Here is a 2,712-nt window from a genome sequence, read left to right as displayed (position 1 = left end):
CGCCGTTCGACGCACGCATTCACGCTGCCCGGGGCCAACGCGGCCAGATCGACTCTGCGGCCGCTTATCGCGCCCTGCTGGGTGAAAGCAGCGAAGTGTCGCAATCCCACGAAAACTGCGACAAGGTCCAGGACCCGTACTCCCTGCGTTGCCAGCCACAAGTCATGGGCGCCTGCCTGACCCAGTTCCGCCAGGCGGCTGAAGTACTGGTGGTGGAAGCCAACGCCGTGTCGGATAACCCGCTGGTGTTCGCGGCTGAAGGTGACGTGATTTCCGGTGGCAACTTCCACGCCGAACCGGTGGCCATGGCGGCGGACAACATGGCGCTGGCCATCGCGGAAATCGGCTCCCTGAGCGAGCGTCGCATCTCGTTGATGATGGACAAGCACATGTCGCAACTGCCGCCATTCCTGGTGGGCAATGGCGGTGTGAACTCCGGCTTCATGATCGCCCAGGTGACGGCGGCGGCATTGGCCAGCGAGAACAAGGCACTGGCGCATCCCCATAGCGTCGACAGCCTGCCGACGTCAGCCAACCAGGAAGACCACGTGTCGATGGCCCCGGCGGCGGGCAAGCGCCTGTGGGAAATGGCCGAGAACACCCGCGGTGTGCTGGCGGTGGAATGGTTGGCGGCTTGCCAGGGCCTGGACCTGCGCAATGGCTTGAAGACTTCGCCGGCGCTGGAAAAGGCGCGTGGGATCCTGCGCAGCAAAGTCGCGTTTTATGAGAAGGACCGCTTCTTTGCGCCGGACATCAATGCCGCCAGTGAGCTGCTGGCAACGCGTTGCCTGAACGAGCTGGTGCCGGCGAAGTTGTTGCCGAGCTTGTAAGAGCGACACCGATCCAGTGTGGGAGCTGTCGAGCCCCGGCGAGGCTGCGATGGCGCCGGAACAGGCAACACTTTCGTAGCCTGACCCACCGCTATCGCAGCCTCGCTGGGGCTCGACAGCTCCCACATTTGATCTTCTACAGATTCGAATTTTCTCAGGATAAAAATAATTAAGGACGAGAAATGCACCAGCAAGAAAAGACGTTAAAACGCGGGCTCTCCGCCCGACATATTCGCTTCATGGCCCTCGGTTCCGCGATCGGTACCGGGCTGTTCTACGGCTCTGCCTCCGCCATCCAGATGGCCGGCCCGGCCGTGCTCCTGGCCTACCTGATCGGTGGCGCCGCGGTGTTCATGGTCATGCGCGCCCTCGGCGAAATGGCCGTGCATAACCCGGTGTCCGGCTCCTTCGGCCAGTACGCCAGTACCTACCTGGGCCCGATGGCCGGCTTTATCCTCGGCTGGACCTACGCCTTTGAAATGATCATCGTCTGCCTCGCCGACGTCACCGCCTTCGGCATCTACATGGGCTTCTGGTTTCCCGAAGTCGCGCGCTGGGTCTGGGTGCTGGGCATCGTGTTGCTGATCGGCGGCCTGAACCTGTGCAACGTCAAAGTCTTTGGCGAAATGGAGTTCTGGCTGTCGCTGCTCAAGGTCGGTGCCATTGTCGCAATGATCCTCGGCGGCTTCGGCATCATGCTGTTCGGTATTCACTCGGCGGGCGAAGCACCCGCTACCGGCCTCAGCAACCTGTGGGCTCACGGTGGCTTCATGCCGAACGGCGTGGGTGGCTTGATCGCGTCCTTCGCGGTGGTGATGTTTGCGTTTGGCGGCATCGAAATCATCGGCATCACCGCCGGCGAAGCCAAGGACCCGCAGCGGGTGATCCCCAAGGCAATCAACGCCGTGCCGTTGCGTATCCTGCTGTTCTACGTGCTGACGTTGTTTGTGCTGATGGCGATCTACCCGTGGCCGCAGATCGGCAGCCAGGGCAGCCCGTTCGTGCAGATCTTCAGCAACCTGGGGATAGGCTCGGCGGCGACCATCCTTAACATTGTGGTGATCTCGGCCGCCGTCTCGGCCATCAACAGCGACATTTTCGGCGCCGGTCGCATGATGTATGGCCTGGCCCAGCAAGGGCAGGCGCCCAAGGGTTTTGCCCAACTGTCGAGCCAGGGCGTGCCGTGGATGACCGTAGTGGTGATGGGCGCCGCGTTGCTCGGCGGTGTGGTGCTCAATTACCTGATCCCGGAAAACGTGTTCCTGGTCATCGCCTCGATTGCGACCTTCGCCACGGTGTGGGTATGGCTGATGATCCTGGTCACCCAGGTGGCCATGCGTCGCTCGATGACCAGGGAACAGATTGCCGAGCTGAAATTCCCGGTGCCGTTCTGGCCCTACGCGCCAGCGGCCGCCATCGTGTTCATGCTGTTCATCTTCGGCGTGCTGGGTTACTTCCCGGACACCCAGGCCGCTCTTATGGTCGGCGCCGTGTGGATCGTCTTGCTGATCGTCGCCTATCTGCTGTGGGTCAAGCCCGCCGCCGGGCAAACGGCCAAGGTCCACTACGACCCGGCTTTGTCTCATCGATAACCTAATGGAGGCGTTGATGAAAACGCTTTGGCAACACTGCCACGTTGCAACCATGGCCCAGGGCAACTACTCGATCATCGAGGACGCCGCCATTGTTACCTCGGGCACGCTCATCGAGTGGATCGGCCCGCGCGCCGATCTACCGGATGCGAGCTACGCAACCATCCATGACCTGCAAGGGGCGTGGGTCACGCCCGGGCTGATCGACTGCCACACCCACACGGTGTTCGGCGGCAATCGCAGCGGCGAGTTCGAGCAGCGGCTGCAAGGCGTGAGCTACGCCGAGATAG

At 62.2% G+C, this 2,712-nt stretch carries 2 protein-coding genes and 1 pseudogene; all 3 read left to right on the top strand.

Features of this window, described 5'->3' with window-relative positions:
* Positions 1–830: aromatic amino acid lyase (locus HX846_RS30435; RefSeq protein WP_178966803.1), on the top strand; the 830-nt coding region annotated here is incomplete at its 5' end.
* A gap of 182 nt (positions 831–1,012) precedes the next feature.
* A complete protein-coding gene (locus tag HX846_RS30430) occupies positions 1,013–2,422 on the top strand; it encodes an amino acid permease (protein WP_003209267.1) in 1,410 nt (469 codons plus the stop codon).
* 16 nt (positions 2,423–2,438) lie between these two features.
* A pseudogene (locus HX846_RS30425) lies at positions 2,439–2,712 on the top strand (imidazolonepropionase); the annotation flags it as partial.

Source organism: Pseudomonas sp. K5002 (assembly GCF_013386655.1).
Classification (GTDB): Bacteria; Pseudomonadota; Gammaproteobacteria; order Pseudomonadales; family Pseudomonadaceae; genus Aquipseudomonas.
This window is presented reverse-complemented; position numbering and strand designations above follow the sequence as displayed.